At 56.9% G+C, this 14,996-nt stretch carries 16 protein-coding genes and 1 other RNA gene; 9 read left to right on the forward strand and 8 right to left on the reverse strand.

Features of this window, described 5'->3' with window-relative positions:
* Positions 1-23: 23 nt before the first annotated feature.
* From recR to apt, 4 genes are all read right to left on the reverse strand, one after another.
* On the reverse strand, positions 24-629 hold the full coding sequence (gene recR / locus ACL2XG_RS09850; protein WP_410016161.1) for a recombination mediator RecR: 606 nt from the start codon (positions 627-629) through the stop codon (positions 24-26).
* Positions 629-958, reverse strand: coding sequence for a YbaB/EbfC family nucleoid-associated protein (locus ACL2XG_RS09855; protein ID WP_410016162.1), 330 nt, complete (start codon positions 956-958; stop codon positions 629-631). The genes recR and ACL2XG_RS09855 overlap by 1 nt, the downstream gene beginning before the upstream one ends.
* 61 nt (positions 959-1,019) lie before the next feature.
* Positions 1,020-3,407: a DNA polymerase III subunit gamma/tau gene (dnaX, locus tag ACL2XG_RS09860; protein WP_413722266.1), complete on the reverse strand. Its 2,388-nt coding sequence runs from the start codon at positions 3,405-3,407 to the stop codon at positions 1,020-1,022.
* 74 nt (positions 3,408-3,481) lie between these two features.
* Positions 3,482-4,033, reverse strand: a complete 552-nt coding sequence (gene apt / locus ACL2XG_RS09865) for an adenine phosphoribosyltransferase (protein WP_410016164.1) — start codon at positions 4,031-4,033, stop codon at positions 3,482-3,484.
* Positions 4,034-4,413: 380 nt separating this feature from the next.
* On the opposite strand from apt, the gene priC reads away from it, so the two are divergent.
* Together priC and ACL2XG_RS09875 are read left to right on the forward strand one after the other, a co-directional pair.
* Positions 4,414-4,956 (forward strand): primosomal replication protein PriC, encoded by a 543-nt coding sequence (gene priC, locus ACL2XG_RS09870; protein WP_410016165.1) that lies wholly within the window; start codon positions 4,414-4,416, stop codon positions 4,954-4,956.
* 106 nt (positions 4,957-5,062) lie between these two features.
* Entirely contained in the window at positions 5,063-5,215 is a 153-nt protein-coding gene (locus tag ACL2XG_RS09875; protein WP_410016166.1) for a DUF2496 domain-containing protein, read from the forward strand.
* A gap of 19 nt (positions 5,216-5,234) precedes the next feature.
* On the opposite strand, the gene acrR is transcribed toward ACL2XG_RS09875, so the two are convergent.
* Complete coding sequence (gene acrR / locus ACL2XG_RS09880) at positions 5,235-5,888, reverse strand: multidrug efflux transporter transcriptional repressor AcrR (protein ID WP_410016167.1); 654 nt, start codon at positions 5,886-5,888, stop codon at positions 5,235-5,237.
* A 144-nt stretch (positions 5,889-6,032) separates the two neighbouring features.
* On the opposite strand from acrR, the gene ACL2XG_RS09885 reads away from it, so the two are divergent.
* The 4 genes from ACL2XG_RS09885 to ykgO all read left to right on the forward strand — a co-directional run bounded on the left by ACL2XG_RS09885 (position 6,033) and on the right by ykgO (position 10,998).
* A complete protein-coding gene (locus ACL2XG_RS09885) occupies positions 6,033-7,220 on the forward strand; it encodes an efflux RND transporter periplasmic adaptor subunit (protein ID WP_410016168.1) in 1,188 nt (395 codons plus the stop codon).
* Between the two features lie 18 nt (positions 7,221-7,238).
* Positions 7,239-10,409 (forward strand): efflux RND transporter permease subunit, encoded by a 3,171-nt coding sequence (locus tag ACL2XG_RS09890; RefSeq protein ID WP_410016169.1) that lies wholly within the window; start codon positions 7,239-7,241, stop codon positions 10,407-10,409.
* A 170-nt stretch (positions 10,410-10,579) separates the two neighbouring features.
* On the forward strand, positions 10,580-10,831 hold the full coding sequence (locus ACL2XG_RS09895) for a type B 50S ribosomal protein L31 (protein ID WP_410016170.1): 252 nt from the start codon (positions 10,580-10,582) through the stop codon (positions 10,829-10,831).
* A gap of 26 nt (positions 10,832-10,857) precedes the next feature.
* Complete coding sequence (gene ykgO, locus ACL2XG_RS09900) at positions 10,858-10,998, forward strand: type B 50S ribosomal protein L36 (RefSeq protein WP_410016171.1); 141 nt, start codon at positions 10,858-10,860, stop codon at positions 10,996-10,998.
* Between the two features lie 86 nt (positions 10,999-11,084).
* Here the strand turns inward: ykgO and ACL2XG_RS09905 are convergent, their stop codons facing one another.
* Positions 11,085-11,972, reverse strand: a complete 888-nt coding sequence (locus ACL2XG_RS09905; protein WP_410016607.1) for a metal ABC transporter permease — start codon at positions 11,970-11,972, stop codon at positions 11,085-11,087.
* Positions 11,966-12,682, reverse strand: a complete 717-nt coding sequence (locus ACL2XG_RS09910; RefSeq protein WP_413722265.1) for a metal ABC transporter ATP-binding protein — start codon at positions 12,680-12,682, stop codon at positions 11,966-11,968. The genes ACL2XG_RS09905 and ACL2XG_RS09910 overlap by 7 nt, the downstream gene beginning before the upstream one ends.
* Positions 12,683-13,300: 618 nt before the next feature.
* Between ACL2XG_RS09910 and tomB the strand changes: the two genes are divergently transcribed.
* Both tomB and ACL2XG_RS09920 read left to right on the forward strand, forming a co-directional pair.
* A complete protein-coding gene (gene tomB, locus ACL2XG_RS09915) occupies positions 13,301-13,660 on the forward strand; it encodes an Hha toxicity modulator TomB (RefSeq protein WP_162367726.1) in 360 nt (119 codons plus the stop codon).
* A gap of 46 nt (positions 13,661-13,706) precedes the next feature.
* Positions 13,707-13,910 (forward strand): HHA domain-containing protein, encoded by a 204-nt coding sequence (locus tag ACL2XG_RS09920; RefSeq protein WP_162367725.1) that lies wholly within the window; start codon positions 13,707-13,709, stop codon positions 13,908-13,910.
* A 468-nt stretch (positions 13,911-14,378) separates the two neighbouring features.
* Here ACL2XG_RS09920 and ffs read toward each other — a convergent pair.
* Positions 14,379-14,475: signal recognition particle sRNA small type (ffs, locus tag ACL2XG_RS09925), an RNA gene on the reverse strand.
* Between the two features lie 203 nt (positions 14,476-14,678).
* Here ffs and ACL2XG_RS09930 point away from each other — a divergent pair.
* Positions 14,679-14,993: an MGMT family protein gene (locus tag ACL2XG_RS09930; protein ID WP_413722264.1), complete on the forward strand. Its 315-nt coding sequence runs from the start codon at positions 14,679-14,681 to the stop codon at positions 14,991-14,993.
* Positions 14,994-14,996: the final 3 nt, after the last annotated feature.

Genomic DNA, 14,996 nt, shown 5'->3' on the forward strand with positions numbered 1-14,996 from the left:
GACGGCGCGGACGCGCCGCCGATTTAAAATTTAATCGGGTGGCGTCCCGCCAGCGAATGGGACAGCGTGGTACCGTCGACCATTTCCAGCTCACCGCCCACCGGCACGCCGTGGGCGATACGGGTAGCCAGGACCTCAAAATGGGCGCACATCTCGGCAATGTAATTGGCGGTGGCGTCGCCTTCCACCGTGGGATTAGTGGCCAGGATCACCTCGGCGATATCCTCGCTTTCCAGGCGCTCCTGCAGGCGATCCAGGCCGATATCGTCCGGACCGATGCCGTCCAGCGGGGACAGATGCCCCATCAGCACAAAGTAGCGGCCGGCGAATTGCCCGGTCTGCTCGATGGCATGAATATCCGCCGGGCTTTCCACTACGCAGATCTGCCGGGTTTGCCTGCGCCTGGGATTGGCGCAGATGGTGCAGATGTCCTGCTCGGTAAACGTCCGGCAATCGGCGCAGTGGCCGATCTCAGACATGGCGCGGGTGAGCGCCTGCGCCAGACGCATACCGCCGCTGCGATCCCGCTGCAGAAGCTGGAAGACCATGCGCTGGGCCGATTTCGGCCCGACGCCGGGCAAGCAGCGCAAGGCTTCGGTTAACGCCTCTAGCAATGGACTGGTTTGCATCAGAACGGCATTTTAAAACCAGGAGGAAGCTGCATGCCGCTGGAGACGGTAGCCATCTTTTCCTTCTGGGTTTCGGCAATACGGCGCGCCGCGTCGTTAAAAGCCGCCGCGATCAGATCCTCGAGCATATCCTTGTCGTCGTCCAGCAGGCTGGGATCGACTTCAACACGACGGCAGTTATGCGCGCCGTTGATGGTAACCTTGACCAGGCCTGCCCCAGATTCGCCGGTAACTTCCAGTTGGGCGATCTCTTCCTGCATCTGCTGCATTTTTTCCTGCATCTGCTGGGCCTGCTTCATCAGATTGCCCATTCCGCCTTTACCAAACATACATTTCCCTCTCTCGTAGCGTCGAACCGCAGGCGGCATCTCTCTACGCGCCGTGCGGCAGTTAAACAGGACGGATGCTATCTTCATCCAATTCGGCATCAAAAAAACGCTGAAGCGTCTGGATATTATTATCCGCGATAATCGCCTGGCGCGCCTGCATCAATTTTTCTTCATATATGGCCTGTCGCCATTCCAGCGGGGTACGTATCGCCGGATTATCATCTGTCACCACGGTTAATTCAACCGGAGCGCCGAGTTCTGTGCTTAGGGCCTCGGCCAGCGTTCCCTGGGAAATGGGGGAATTAAGGTGCTGCTGCGCGGAACGCAGGTGCAGGCAGACCTTGCCCGGCGCCAGATCTTCCCGGAAGGCGTTTAACGCCAGTTGCTGTACCAGCTTGGGGATCTTTAGCCTGTCCACCAGCGCCGCCCAAGGATCGCGCACGATGGATTCCTCGGCCAGGCGGGCCGCCAGCTCAGGCGTTTTTTCATGCTCCAGCGCCGTGCGCAGGGCCTTGGGCGTCGCCACCGGATCGCTGTCCTGCGTGGTCTGAATACTGGCCTTCCAGCGATAGGCCTCCGGTTTGACGGCTTTGGCGGTCCCTGGCTCCTTGCCGCCGGCGGCCTGCCGCTGCTGGGCCTGTTCGCTGACCGTGGCCAGGCGCTCCAGGGCGCTGTTCGCGGGCCGTGGCCTGGCCGGCGATGTATCGTTCTTTTTTACGTTTTGGTTGCCGTGGCGTTGTAATAACGCGGTGCGCGCCAATAGCAATTGCGCGGTACTGTCCGGCAGCGACGCCGGCGCCGCAGGCCGATCCGCGGAGGCCGGCGCGGGAACATGCCCGGCCGCGTCATCCGCCTGATAAGCGTACCTATCATCACCGGCATCGTCGGATGCCGGGTCGCCGGCCATATTCGCGTACTGCTCGGCGGCGCTGACCCAGTCATCCGGCATATCGGCGCCGGCATCGTCCCGCATTTGGGGCGTGGGGATGGAAACCGCCTGCCCGGCATGGCCCGGCGACGGCGCGCCATGTTCCAGGCGCGGCGGCCTGGCCTGATCCGACGGTGGCGCGGCGTTTACCTGAGGGGTCGGTCTGGCCTGATCCGACGGCGGCGCGGCGTTGACCTGAGGGGTCGGCCTGGCGTGATCCGACGGCGGCGCGGTGTGTACCTCAGGGGTCGGCCTGACCTGATCCGACGGCGGCGCGTCGTTATGCGGCGTCATTTGCCGGCCACGACCAGGCGCGGGAACCGCGTTATCGGGCGCCGGCTGCCGGTTATTTGTACGTTCCGGAGCTAGAGCGACGGATTCAGCCGTTTTTTTTTCCGTGTTCTCCCCCGCCTGCGGGGTGAGATCAATGATGCGCGGGTGGAACGCCAGCGCGCGCAGCAGGGTCATTTCGACCCCCATGCGGCGATCGGGGGCAAACGGCAGCTCTTTGCGTCCCACCAGCAGCGTTTGGTAATAAAGCTGCAAATCCGCCGGGGGAACGATCCGCGCCAGCTCACGCAGCCGGGGCGCGATGGCGGCGTCATCCTCGTCATCCAGGGCATCCGCAACCAGTTGACCCATGGCGATATGGTGCAGCAGCTGGAGCATATCCACCAGCAGGGTTTCCCAGTCCACGCCGCGGGAGGCGCACTGGGCCAGCTGCGCCATCATGGCGTTGCCGTCCGCCGCCGCCAGAGCCTCTATCAGCGCCAGGGGTTGTTCAGTGTTAAGGGTACCCAGCATGTCGCCCACGGTCTGGGTGGTGACCTGCCCCATACCCATGGCGATTGCCTGATCGGTCAGGCTCAGGGCGTCGCGCAGGCTGCCGTCGGCGGCGCGGGCCAGTAGCTGGAGGGCGCGCGGCTCGCTGTCGATATTCTCTTCACGCAGGATATGCTCTAACTGCGCGCGAATCTGGCCGATATCCAGCGCCTTGAGATGAAACTGCAGGCAGCGGGACAGGATGGTTACCGGCAGCTTTTGCGGGTCGGTGGTCGCCAGCAGGAATTTCACATGGGACGGCGGTTCTTCCAGCGTTTTCAGCAACGCGTTGAAGCTATGCCGGGAGAGCATGTGCACTTCATCGATCAAATAGACCTTGAAGCGGCCGCGCGCCGGCGCATATTGCACATTGTCCAGCAGATCCCGGGTGTCCTCCACCTTGGTGCGCGAGGCGGCGTCGATTTCAATCAGATCGACAAACCTGCCCTGCTCGATTTCACGACAGTTGGCGCATTGACCGCAAGGGCTGGCGGTGATGCCGGTTTCGCAATTAAGCCCCTTGGCCAGCAGGCGGGCGATAGTGGTCTTGCCGACGCCGCGGGTACCAGAAAACAAGTAGGCGTGATGGACCCTGCCCAGTGAAAGGCCATTGGTCAGCGCCGTCAGAACATGTTCCTGACCTACTACATCTGAAAACGTCTGCGGACGCCATTTACGGGCAAGAACCTGATAGCTCATGGGTCGCGAAATATGTCGGTGGACAGGGAGGTCATGCTAACACAGCCTCGCACCGGAGCGCGAGGCTGATATGATCAGTGCCCGGCGAAACCCACCAGGCTGTAACTATTGACGGCCAGGCGCTGCAGGCGCGCTTCGCCGCCGAGATCGGCCAGGTTGATAATAAACGCCGCGTCCTTGACCTCACCGCCCAGCCGGCGGATTAATTTTATCGTAGCCTCGATAGTACCGCCGGTGGCAAGCAGGTCGTCGACCACCAGTACCCGATCCCCTGGCGCGATGGCGTCCTGATGGATTTCCAGCTTATCGACGCCGTATTCCAGCTCGTAGCTTTCGCTCAGCACCGCGCGCGGCAGCTTGCCAGGCTTGCGCACCGGCACGAATCCCAGCCCCAGCGCCAGCGCCACCGGCGCGCCGAACAGGAAACCGCGCGCTTCGGTGCCCACCACCTTGGTCAAGCCGTGGCCGCGATAGTGATTCACCAGCAGTTCGATACTGGCGGCATAGGCCTGGGGATTTTCCAGCAGGCTGGTGATATCCCGGAAAAAAATACCCGGTTTGGGGTAATCGGGAATCGTTTTGATACTGTTTTTGATCAATGCTAGCTGTTCGGCCATCGCGGTCATAATGTATGCGCCTGAAACGAAAGAAATCATAATCCGCGCGGACGCGTTATCCTGAACAACCACGGTACATCGCGTTTTAACATGGGCTGGCAGGACCGACCGCGCACGAAAGCGCTCAAATCTATGCAAACTGGCGGAAAAATGCAACCACCGAGGGCGACTCATTTAGCCTTTTGTTGCGTAAAGTCAACCATGGACGCACGGCGTGATTTCCGGCCTATTCCGTACCGGTTTTGCATCCCTGTTAACATACCGCGGCCCCGGAATATTTTCATCTTTCTTTGCCCGCCGGCGCGCTGTTCAGGACAGGCGCGAACGCGGTATCATGGCGGCGACAGGTTAATATCTTTTTTTTCGCGGTTTTTACTCAGGAGAAGGGCGTGCATTCATCCAAGCTCCTCGTCACGTTAAGCGACCAGTTCAACACGCTGGCCGGGCGGATCGAGGCGGCCGGACAGGAGACGGTGTCCCAGTCCCGCTTTGACCACCAGCTTTTCCAGAGCCGGGGAACCCGCCTTGACGACTATCTGGCCGAAAGCCGCCAGACATTGCAGCGCCTGACGCTGACCGTCGAGCAGGGTTACACCGAGCGGGTGGCCTGGCTGGCGCAGCGGCTTATCGATCAAATGACCGCCCTGGCGCGGGAACTGGCCACACAGGACTTGCGGCGCGGCCAGCCTGCCAAGGCCGCGCCGGTGGATTATTACGCCCGGCTGAATGAACATCAGGACTATGAGCGCCGGCTGCTGTCCATGATCCGCGACCGGGACAGCCTGCGGCAAAGCACGGGCGATTATGCCCGTACCCAGCAGTTGCAACAGGAAATCGCCGCCCTTGAAGGCCGGCTGGCCCGCTGCCGGCAGGCGTTGGCGCGCATTGAGCGTCTGATCGAGCGCAGGGAGAATGGACTGGAAAAGGGTTGATAGCACGTGCTGTCACATTTTGTTTATTCGCTCATTATAAATTGCTTCATGTTTTCATCTATACTGGTAGTTTTCGTCTACTCGACAACGCATTCAGGAGAGACCTGTGGCGCTGGAAGATGAATCCCCCGAGATTAAACTGGCGGTCGATTTGATTATGCTGCTGGAGAGTAACGATATGGAGCCGGAGCTGGTGTTGGCGGCCCTGGAAATTGTGAAAAACGATTATGTCATCAAGGCGCGCCGCGGGGAAGAATAACCCTGCCCCAGCCGGGCGGCTACTGCGGCAGCGCCGCCGGGTCGTGACGCAGGTTAGGGCTTAGCCGCAGCATATCCATAAAGGCGGCGATCAGGATGCGGGAGCCGCCGGCCAGATCAAAGGTGCCGGGCACGAACAGCCAGTTTTCCATCAACCCGGTCATATAGGCGCGCAGCAGGATGGCGGCGCGGCGGCAGTGCAGACCGGCCGGCAGTTGACCGCATTCTATGCACCGGTTGAGCGTCTCTTCAATGCGTTCATAACATTCGGCGTATAATCCTTTGCGGACTTCCTGGAACAGTTCCATTTCTCCGACAAATTCACATTTATGAAAAACAATTTCCATTAAGGCGCGCCATTCGGTATTGGATACGGTGGACTGCAGAATGTAAATCAATGTCTCGGTTAAGACATGTAGTGGATCGTCGGGAAATTTTGCCTGATACTCTAGCTCTAATGCCAATATCCTAGCTTCAGCGGCATGCCAGATCTCATTAAATAACTCGACTTTATTCTTGAAATGCCAATAAATAGCACCACGGGTTACCCCTGCCACCGTTGCGATATCGGTGAGCGACGTTGCGGAAACCCCGCGCATTGAGAATTCCTGGACTGCGGCATCCAGAATATGCTGGCGCGTTTCCTGGGCCTGCTGTTTGGTTTTTCGTGCCATAGCGCTTTTTTTGGTTGTCTTTAGATTTACATACATTCGCGAATGTATGTACCATAGCATAAGGCTAATTGTTACGCAGCAATGGGTTTGTAGGCTTGTGATCAATTGATCAATTTTTTCAAATCGGACTCTTGAGGTTTATCTATGAACAAAAACAGAGGGATTTTGCCTCTGGCAGCCGTTCTGATGCTTTCAGGCAGCTTTATTCTCATTGGATGTGACAATAAAGACGCTAAACAGGCAGGAAATCAGCAACAGGCCCCGGAAGTTAGTGTGGTGACGGTAAAAAAACAATCATTGAATGTCACAACTGATCTGCCTGGTCGTACCGCCGCTTTCCGTGTTGCCGAAGTCCGGCCCCAGGTTAATGGCATTATCTTAAAACGCAATTTTGTCGAAGGCAGCGACGTGCAGGCTGGCGTCTCCCTCTATCAAATTGATCCGGCAACCTATAAAGCGGCGTATGACAGCGCCAACGGCGACTTAGCCCAGGCGCAGGCCAATGCCAATATCGCCCGTGTCACCGTCAATCGTTACAAAAAACTGATCGCCACCAACTTTGTCAGCCGTCAGGACTACGATACGGCGGTCGCCACCATGCAGCAGAACGACGCCGCGGTGCTTGCCGCCAAAGCGTCGCTGGAAAGCGCGCGCATCAACCTGGCTTACACCAAGGTCACCTCGCCTATCAGCGGCCGCATCGGTAAATCCGCCTATACCGAAGGCGCCCTGGTCACCAATGGCCAGACCACCGCCATGGCCACCGTTCAGCAGTTGGATCCGCTCTATGTGGACGTAACCCAGTCCAGCAACGATTTCCTGCGCTTAAAACAGGAACTCGACAGCGGCGCCCTCAAACAGAAGGACGGAAAAGCGGCCGTGCGGCTGCTGATGGAAGACGGCAGCGAATACCCGCAGCCCGGCACCCTGGAATTCTCCGATGTCAGCGTGGATGAAACCACCGGCTCCATCACCCTGCGCGCCATTTTCCCCAACCCGCAGCATAGCCTGCTGCCCGGTATGTTTGTCCGCGCCCGTCTGGAAGAAGGGACCAACGACAATGCGTTACTGGTGCCGCAGCAGGGCATAACCCGCAATCCCCGAGGCGAAGCGACCGCAATGGTGGTGGGTCCTGACAATAAGGTTGCCGTACGCCAAATCACCGCCCAACAGGCGATCGGCGATAAATGGCTGGTCACCGCCGGCTTACAGGAAGGCGACCGCGTGATTGTCAGCGGCCTGCAGAAAGTCAAGCCGGGTGTGCAGGTCACGGCCAAGGAAGCGACTGATGAACCGGCACAACCGCAGCCTGACGCCGCCAAAAAGTCTTAATAGGAACGGGTAAACGATATGGCTAAGTTTTTTATCGATCGCCCCATTTTTGCATGGGTGATTGCCATCATTATTATGCTCGCGGGCCTGCTGTCTATCTTGCAGCTGCCCATCGAGCAGTATCCGGCCATCGCGCCGCCGACCATCCGGGTCACCGCTACCTATCCGGGTGCCGACGCGACGACCCTGCAGGACAGCGTAACCCAGATTATCGAACAGAATATGAACGGTATCGATCATCTGCTGTATATGTCGTCCAGCAGCGATTCATCCGGTACCGCCACCATATCGCTGACATTCGATTCCAGCGCCAATCCGGATATCGCCCAGGTGCAGGTGCAGAACAAACTGCAGTTGGCCATGCCGCTGCTGCCCCAGGCCGTGCAGAGCCAGGGGGTGCAGGTACAGAAGTCCAGCGCCAGCTTCCTGATGGTGGCCGGGTTTATCAGCGACGATAAAAATGCCACCCAGCAGGATATCGGCGATTATGTCGGCTCCAAAATCAAGGATCCGATAAGCCGTACGCAGGGCGTGGGCGAAGTGCAGCTATTCGGCGCCCAATATGCCATGCGTGTTTGGATGGACCCCAATAAACTGAACAACTTCCAGCTTACCCCGGTGGATGTGGTCAGCGCATTGACGGTTCAGAACAACCAGATTGCCGCCGGACAGCTAGGCGGAGCGCCGGCGATTAAAGGCCAGCAGTTGAACGCCTCGATCATTGTGCAAAGCCGCCTGACCAACGCCGAGGAGTTCGGCAAAATCCTGCTCAAGGTCAACGCCGACGGCTCGCAGGTACGCCTGAAGGACGTGGCCAAGGTTGAACTGGCCGGGGAAAACTACGACGTTATCGCGCGCTTCAACGGCCAACCGGCCGCCGGGCTCGGGGTTAAACTGGCCACCGGCGCCAACGCCCTTGATACCGCCGACGCGGTTAAAGCGGAGCTGGCCCGGCTGCAGGCGGATTTCCCGACGGGATTAAAAGTCGTTTATCCGTACGACACCACCCCGTTTGTGAAAATCTCCATCCAGGAAGTGGTGAAGACCCTGGTGGAAGCGATCATCCTGGTGTTCCTGGTCATGTATCTGTTCCTGCAGAACTTCCGCGCCACGCTTATCCCGACCATTGCGGTGCCGGTCGTCTTGCTGGGCACCTTCGCCATACTGAGCGCGTTCGGCTATACCATTAATACCCTGACCATGTTCGCCATGGTGCTGGCGATAGGGCTCCTGGTGGATGACGCCATCGTGGTGGTGGAAAACGTCGAACGCGTCATGGGCGAGGAAGGCCTTAGTCCCAAGGAGGCGACGCGCAAATCCATGGGCCAGATCCAGGGCGCCCTGGTGGGCATCGCGCTGGTCTTGTCGGCGGTATTTGTGCCGATGGCCTTCTTCGGCGGGTCGACCGGCGCCATCTACCGCCAGTTCTCCATTACCATCGTCTCGGCGATGGTACTGTCGGTGCTGGTGGCCATGATCCTGACCCCGGCGCTGTGCGCCACCATATTAAAACCGGTCAAAAAAGGCGATCACGGCACCACCAAAGGCTTCTTCGGCTGGTTTAATAAAAAGTTCGATCAAAGCACCAATCATTATACCGACAGTATCGGCCATATCCTTAACAGCACCGGACGCTACCTGATCATCTATCTGCTGATTGTGGTCGGCATGGCGCTGCTGTTTATTCGCCTGCCCTCCTCCTTCCTGCCGTCGGAGGATCAGGGGGTTTTCCTGAATATGGCGCAGTTGCCGGCCGGGGCCACCCAGGAGCGCACCCAGAAAGTACTGGACCAGATGACCCAGTATTACCTGACGAAAGAAAAGGATAACGTCAACTCGGTCTTTACCGTTAACGGCTTCGGTTTTGCCGGGCGCGGCCAGAACTCCGGCATCGCGTTCGTCAGCCTGAAAAGCTGGGATGAGCGCAAAGGGGCGGAAAATAAGGTCCCGGCGATCATTGCCCGGGCCAATGGGGAATTCTCTCAGATAAAGGACGGTATCGCCCTGGCGTTTAACCTGCCGGCTATCGTTGAGCTGGGTAATGCTACCGGCTTCGACTTCGAGTTAATCGATGAGAACAACCTGGGGCATGCCAAGCTTACCGAGGCGCGTAACCAGCTGTTCGGTATGATTGCGCAGCATCCCGATACCTTAGTGGGCGTGCGGCCAAATGGCCTGGAGGATACGCCGCAGTTCAAGCTGGATGTGGATCAGGAGAAGGCTTCGGCGTTGGGCGTCTCGCTGGATGATATCAACACCACTCTGGGCGCGGCCCTGGGCGGTAACTATATCAATGACTTTACCGATCGCGGCCGAACCAAAAAGGTCTATGTCCAGGGCGACGCGCAGTACCGTATGCTGCCGCAGGACATAGGCAACTGGTTTGTGCGCGGCACCAATGGACAGATGGTGCCGTTATCGGCGGTGTCCACCTCGCACTGGCAGTATGGCTCGCCGCGCCTGGAGCGTTATAACGGCTTGCCCTCGATGGAAATCCAGGGTGAGGCGGCGCCGGGCAAGAGTACCGGTGAAGCCATGGCGCTGATGGAGGAACTGGTGGCTAAGCTGCCCGCCGGCGTAGGCTACGATTGGACGGGGATGTCCTATCAGGAACGGCTATCCGGCAACCAGGCCCCGGCGCTGTACGCCATCTCGCTGATCGTGGTGTTCCTGTGCCTGGCGGCGTTGTATGAAAGCTGGTCCATCCCCTTCGCGGTGATGCTGGTGGTGCCGTTGGGCGTGGTCGGGGCGCTGCTGGCCGCCACTTTCCGCGGTATGAATAACGACGTCTATTTTGTGGTGGGGCTGCTGACCACCATCGGGCTGTCGGCGAAAAACGCCATTCTTATCGTCGAGTTCGCCAAGGACTTGATGGACAAGGAAGGCAAGGGATTGGTTGAGGCGACATTAGAGGCGGTGCGCATGCGTTTGCGTCCCATCCTGATGACATCGCTGGCCTTTATCCTCGGCGTATTGCCGCTGGCCATCAGCACCGGCGCGGGGTCGGGCTCGCAGAACGCCGTCGGCACCGGGGTAATCGGCGGTATGATCACCGCCACCTTGCTGGCAATATTTTTCGTACCGGTGTTTTTTGTCGTGGTTCGCCGCCGCTTCGGTAACAAAAGCGACGAACAGCGGGAACAGGATCGCCCGGTGAATAATCCTCAGTTGGATAATCCGCACCGTTAAGCACCGTTTAACCATCGGGCCGTTGACGCGGCCTGATGGTTCAGTCAAGTCCCGAGCCGCGCAAGCGGCTTTTTTTATGCCTGGCTTAGGCCGACGGCTTGAGGGGGCTTGACCCGATGGCGAAAAAGAGGATAATAGTTATGATATAACATAACTAAATGAGGTGAGATATGAAACCTGGCATCCATCCCGACTACCGTACCGTGGTGTTTCACGACACCAGCGCGGATGCTTATTTTAAAGTGGGTTCGACCATCAAGACCGACCGTACCGTGGAGCTGGACGGGAAAACATTCCCCTACATCACGGTGGAGGTGTCATCCGAATCCCATCCCTATTACACCGGCAAGCAGCGGATCGTGGATAAAGAAGGCAGCACCGCGCGCTTTAACCAACGCTTCGGCCGTTTTTTCACCAAGTAGTCATTATTAGAAGAGGCGTGGTTATCATGCAGGTATTAAGCTCGTTGCGTTCCGCCAAGACGCGTCATCCGGATTGTAAAGTCGTTCGCCGTCGCGGCCGCATTTACGTCATCTGCAAATCCAATCCCCGCTTCAAGGCGGTCCAGGGCGGGAAAAAGAAAAAATAACCGGCGCCGGTTACTCAGTCGGTCAAAGGCCTCCGCTGGAGGCCTTTTGTTTGCCGCCGGCGCGGCCGGCGATGGCGGCACGCAGGTTATTTTTTTGCCTTGCCGGCAGTGAAATAATGCCGGCGCAAAATCATGGTGAAACTGCCGCGCGGTCCTAACAGTACCGAAATAAAAAAGATCAGGCTGGCGGTAAGCACAATGGCCGGGCCCGCCGGAATCGAGGCGTAGAACGACCACAGCAGCCCTACCCAGGCGCTAAGCAGGCCAATCAACAACGCTATCAGCAGCGTGCCCGGCAGATGCCCGGACCAACAGCGGGCGGCCACCGCCGGCAGCATCATGAGTCCCACCGACATCAGGGTGCCGAGAATTTGAAAACCCGCCACCAGGTTAAGCACCACCAGCGCCAGGAATAAGGCATGGATCAGGCGGGGATAACCGCGAACGTTTATGCGCAGGAACGCCGCGTCGAAGGCCTCAATAATCAGCGCGCGATACATCAGCGCCAGGCAAAGCAGCGTAACGGTGGCAATCAGGCCGACAAACAGAATGGCCTGGCTATCGACCGCCAATACGGTGCCAAATAACAGATGAAGCAAATCGACGCTGGACCCGCGCAGGGATACCAAGGTCACGCCCAGGGCCAGCGATCCCAGATAAAAACCGGCAAAGCTGGCGTCTTCCTTCAGGACGGTGAGCGAGGTCACCCAGCCGGACAGCACCGCGACCAGTAATCCGGCGATAAATCCGCCGATGCCCATGGCCATCAGCGACATGCCCGACAGCAGATAACCGATGGCGACGCCGGGCAATATCGCGTGTGATAAGGCATCCCCCACCAGGCTCATCCTGCGTAGCGACAGGAAAACCCCCAGCGGAGTGGAACTGAGCGAAAGGGCAAAACAGGCCACCAGCGCACGCCGCATAAATCCAAGCGAGAGAAAGGGGTCGAATAAGAGGTGAAGGATCATGATGCGGCCTGATGGAAGCAACGATCGGTGGACCAGGCGGCCCGGGGAGAAAACGCGTCCGCGAGGATCGCGTCTGTCGCCCCCCAGCGCGTGTGCCGGCCGGACAGCAGCAGGGTTTGTGGAAAACGACGGACTACCAGGGCGTCGTCGTGCAGTACCACGATAATGGTGTGGCCGGCCTTATGAAGCTGGTCGATGACATCCATCAATAATGCGCAGGTTGGACTGTCAATCCCGCTGAAAGGCTCATCCAGCAATATCAGCGGCGCCTGCTGCACCAGAAGGCGGGCGAACAGCATACGCTGGAACTGGCCGCCTGATAGTATTTCAATCGGGCTCGTTGCCATTGATCCCAGACCGACGCGATCCAGGGCGTCATGGATGCGCGCCATGGCCGTCTTGTTAATACGCCGCAGCAATCCGATGGCCGGCCAACAGCCCATAGCGACCACTTCAAACACCCGCAACGGAAACTGACGGTCCAGCTCTGACTGCTGTGGTAAATAGGCGATACGGGGTTTTTGCCCTGCCGAGAACGAAAGGCTGCCGCCGATAGCCGGCAAAAGTCCGGCAATGGTTTTCAACAGGGTCGATTTACCGGTGCCGTTGGCGCCGATAACCGCGGTCAGGCTGCCGGCCTCGAATTTGCCGTCCAGGGCGTCGATAATAGCGTGCCCGTGGTAGCCGATACATAACTGTTCAAATGTCATCATGGCAGTAAGGATGCCCAAAAGATACCCAGCCAGAGGACACACAGCAGGGCCAGGCCAAATCCTATGCGCCGTAACCCGGAGGCGCACATCAGATTGTCAGGCGTGGGGTCGGTGGTTTTGCTGATAGAGGATCGCATGAAAACATGCCTTCATAAAATGTTATACTATAACATATCACGTACTGGGAGGCTTGCCAACATCCCTCCGGCGTTTAACTGTTAAGGAACCGCCGGGTTTGAACGGTTTAGCAACGTATTGTCATAATTTTATGGCAATAAGGGATGAGTATTGCGACAAGAAATGGTAAAAATAAATATAATAAATACCATAGCGGCGGAAATGAGTGTTTACCCGTTGCTTGCTGTGTGCAAATAGCTGCTTTATCACCACCACGTTGACTGCTGGTAACCATCGTCGCCCACAGGCTTTCACCGTTTGTGCAATTAGTGTTAATGAAATTGCAATAGGATATGACGGTAAGATAATGTAAGCTGATAGTGCCAAACTGCATAAAATCTTCTATCTTTAAATAGGGCGCGGGAACGCCGATGATACGTGGGCGTGCCTCAATCCCATCTTAAAGATGACGGTAATTTGTTTAGCGTTAGGAGGGCTGATATGGATGAGTATTCACCCAAACGACATGATATAGCACAGCTTAAATACCTCTGTGGCAATCTGTATGATGAGGGCATTGCCAGTTTGGGCGATAGCTACCATGGGTGGGTTAATGACCCGGCATCGGCGATTAATTTACAGATGAATGAATTAATCGACCATATTGCATCTTATGTGGTCATTTTTAAGCTTAAACATCATAATGAAAGCGATTTGGTCGATCATGTAGAAACCTTCCTGGACGATACTTTTACCTTATTTAGCAGCTACGGTATCAATAATCTGGATGTGCAACGGTGGCGCAAAAGCCGTTCACGGCTATTCGGAACTTTCTCAGAGACTGAACTCTGTATTTCCTGAAATAGTAAATGATATTTTAACATATGAGAGAACCCAAAAGGCCAATATGAACAAGATCGATTATTTAATGCGGTTACGCAAATGCAGAACCCTGGAGACGCTGGAGCGGGTGATAGAGAAAAACAAATATGAACTGTCCGACGACGAACTGGAGATATTCAACTCTGCGGCCGACCATCGTCTCGCGGAACTGACCATGGACAAACTCTATGATAAAGTTCCGGTATCGGTCTGGAAGTATGTTCGTTAAACAGCCATTAAGTGATACTTAATATCAACATTAATAAAAATTTATGTTCATATAGGTGTATTTATCACTCCTTTTTTATCACCGGCTATTCCGTGTTGTGACGCAGATTATCGCGCTCCCCAAGTGTAAACGTGCGCTCTTATGCGTGTTGACGCGCCCCGGGTATGCCCTGGATTGGTAATAAAAACACGAATAAATATGCCATAGCAGCTATCACGGCGTAATGCCGGATAGCCAGTGCTTTATTTTAATAGACGCTATTATGCAAGGTATTCCATCCTTTAATTTTTCCCGGCAATATATCAACGGACGTTATTTCATCGACAAGCGCCATAGAACATCCTATTGGCCCGGGCTATCGACTAATTAATAACGGCGGCTGGTTGAAAAAACAGCGGACCTTGCATCCATAAAGAAGCATTGATGAAAAATGGGAGAATAATGGTGGGGCGTTTGATTGGGTGGAGGCCCCGCCAGCAACATCCCGGCACACACGTCGCCTGCTACGGCTGCTTCCTTCCGGACCTGACCGAGTTCACAAGTTAGTGTTGCGGGAGCACCAACGGGGCCTCCATTGACGGCTCGTTTTTCCCGAGCGCGGGGCATTATCAATGATGCCCCGCGCAATTGCAAGCCGATACGCGCCAAGCGCTGTTTTCTTGGGCAATCGCCATCCGCGCCGTGGCCCTGTCCTATTTTAAATCCTTTTTGACCCTGCCGGGTTATGCCAATATGCTGCCTTGGGCTTAATGAATTCTGTGCCATACGATGAATGAACCAATTGATACGTTTCGCCAGCGGGTATTCCAGATTGTCGCCGCCATTCCTTCCGGCCACATTGCCACCTATGGCGATGTGGCCCGGCTGGCGGGATCTCCGCGCGCCGCCAGACAGGTCGGGGGCATACTGAGCCGGTTGCCCGCGGGTAGCCGCCTGCCATGGCATCGGGTGGTTAACCGGCACGGCGGCATTTCACTGCCAGGCGAGGGTTATGAACGGCAGAGAACCGCCCTGGAAGCGGAGGGCGTGGAATTCGGGCGCGGCGGTAATATCGACTTGTCCCGCTATCGCTGGGTCTTGTAAAAC

Source organism: Sodalis sp. RH24, from assembly GCF_047324145.1.
Classification (GTDB): domain Bacteria; phylum Pseudomonadota; class Gammaproteobacteria; order Enterobacterales; family Enterobacteriaceae; genus Acerihabitans.